Source organism: Microbacterium sp. Bi128 (genome assembly GCF_918698205.1).
The window spans coordinates 1-2,293 of record NZ_CAKKMM010000806.1; the positions used below are offsets into that span (position 1 = coordinate 1).

At 70.4% G+C, this 2,293-nt stretch carries 2 protein-coding genes; one reads left to right on the top strand and one right to left on the bottom strand.

The features are described 5' to 3' along the window. On the top strand, window positions 1-429 hold a 429-nt coding region (locus LQV45_RS26505; RefSeq protein WP_230009693.1), incomplete at its 5' end, for an HNH endonuclease. Window positions 430-473: 44 nt separating this feature from the next. Here LQV45_RS26505 and LQV45_RS26510 read toward each other — a convergent pair. Next, the gene (locus tag LQV45_RS26510; protein ID WP_230009695.1) at window positions 474-1,982 is read right to left on the bottom strand and encodes a phenylacetate--CoA ligase family protein; all 1,509 of its coding nucleotides are present in this window, start codon (window positions 1,980-1,982) and stop codon (window positions 474-476) included. Window positions 1,983-2,293: the final 311 nt, after the last annotated feature.

A 2,293-nucleotide genomic window follows, 5' to 3' on the forward strand; every position in this document is an offset into this window, starting at 1 on the left:
CCGGCTGACCCCACGCAGCCCGTGCCCGGCACCGTCCCGGCGGCGGCGGTCACCCGGGTCGAAGTAAACAAGTACGAACACAGTCCGGACGCCCGACGGGTCTGCGTCGCCCACCACGGGACCAGCTGCGCCGCGTGCGGATTCTCGTTTGAAATCGCCTACGGCGAGATCGGCAAAGACTTCATCCCGGTCCACCACCTGGTCCCGGTGTCACAGCTGGGCAGCGGGTATGAACTGGACCCCATCACAGACCTCGTCCCGCTCTGCGCCAACTGCCATGCCATGGCGCACCACGGGGTACGGACCCCGCGCAGCGTCGCGGAGCTGCGCCGGATCATGGCAGCCGCCGGGTTCCTGACCGGACAGTCCGTGACCCCGGAGCAGCTCCAGGCCCAGCAGGACGCCCGGCGGATCCTGGAACAGCACTAACAGCCCTAACAGCCGCGGCAGCAGCAGCGGCGGCAGCAGCCGGCTCAGGCGGACCACACCTCGCGGAACTTGCCGCTCCGGTCCGGCCGGGGCGGCTCATCGCTAAAGCGGACGTCGACGCCGGCGGCGCCCTGGGCCGCGAAGAACGCACCCAGGCGCTCCCCCACCGCCGTCCGCACGGCCGTCGTCGCGGCATCCGGCCAGAGCTCGAGCCGTACGGTGAGCGAGCGCGGCCCGGTGCGGATCGCCTGGAACCGGCGGACGCCGGCGGTCTCCTCGATCACCGTGCCCAGCGCCAACGGCAGCACGGTGACCACTTTCCCGTCCGACCCTGCACCGTCCACCACTGCCCCGTCCGGCACTGCACCGTCCAACCCTGGACCGTCCAACCTTGTGCCGTCCAACGTTGCCTTGTCGGCGGCAGCGAAGCTCAGCACGCCGCCGCTGCGGCCCTCGACCCGCAGTGTGGGAAACGGGCTGCCGCAGGCGCACGGGCCGGCAGCCAGCTGCACCCGGTCGCCAAGGTTGTACCGGATGAGTGGCTGGACCCGGTTGGCCAGGTTGGTGACCAGCACCGTGTGGGAGAGTTCGCCGGGCGGGACGGGCCGGAAGGCGTCGTCCACCGGTTCCACAATGTTCCAGTCCGCGTTGACGTGCAGCAGCCCTTGCCGGCAGCGGCTGGTCAGGGCGAGCGCCTCCGAGGCAAGGTATCGCTCAGTGACCCGGCAGCCGAGGGCCGCCTCGATCTCGGCCGCTGCGTGGGCTGCCAGGCTCTCTCCGGACGCGACCGCCAGGAGCGGATGAATCCGAAGCCGTCCCGCCTTCTGTTCGGCGGCCAGTTGCACCATTGCGCTCGGATACCCGTAAGGCACTGTCGGCTGGAAGTCGTTGAGGTCCGCCACGAGGTCCGGGAGCGGCCGGAGCACGGAGAATACGCGCACCCGGCGGGCGATGCGGGGGCTGCGCCGCCGCGCGGATTCGGTCAGCACGACGCCGGCAAAGTGGTCCCCGTCCGCGATCAGCGCCGCGGCCCGCAGTCCCCGGTGCAGGAAAGCCCGCGCCTCCTTGGCCGCCATCAGGGTCCGCCGTTCGCGGATCGGGCCCAGGAGACTGGCCACCAGCTGCGAGGTCCGGTCATAGACCAGGACCGCGGGTTCACCGGTGGACCCCGACGTCGTCACCACGAGGTACTGTCCGCGGTAGAGGCCGCCGATCCGCGACGGATCATCGAGCAGGTCGTGCTTCAGCCCGGCGAGCGTGATGTGGGGATCGGTCACCCAGTCATCGAAGTTCTCCATGAGCTCGCGCTTGCCCACCGGAGGCAGCTCCCCTAAATACCTGCCCAGATCCTTGGCCCGGTCCGTGGCTGAGTCCGGGACCACGTCCGGGACCACGTCCGGGACGTCCCGGTACAGCCCGCGGAAGAAGGGCGAGGAGGACCGTGCGCACTCAACCAGCGCGGCGAGCCGGTCGCGCTGCCGGCGGGCGACCTCATCCTGGCTTGCCCGACCGGCCCGCCAGATGTCCCACGCGATCCCGGCCGTCCGTGTCATCCCAAGAGGAGAGCCGCGCATCACCCATCACCCCTTCACGGGCAGGCACTCATGGCCTCCGCCGTTCCCCGCTCACTCAGGCAGGCGCGCTCGTCCGCCCTTCCACGCCCGCACCCTCTCCCACGCTGGCACGGCGGCGGAGGCTCCCAACAGGGGCTTTAGGCACCGGCGGGACTTGGGCGTATGCCCGGACATCGTCGAATTGCTGGACTCCCGGCCGGAAGCACCACAGACTGTGTACAACAGCTGGCTGGGCGGCGTGGGAATTCCTGCCTCCAGGCCGGCCGGGGACTACCAGCAGCATCGTTTGG

Coding starts and splice junctions, on each gene's coding strand:
- LQV45_RS26510 (WP_230009695.1), bottom strand. CDS start 1,982: ATGACACGGACGGCCGGGATCGCGTGGGACATCTGGCGGGCCGGTCGG.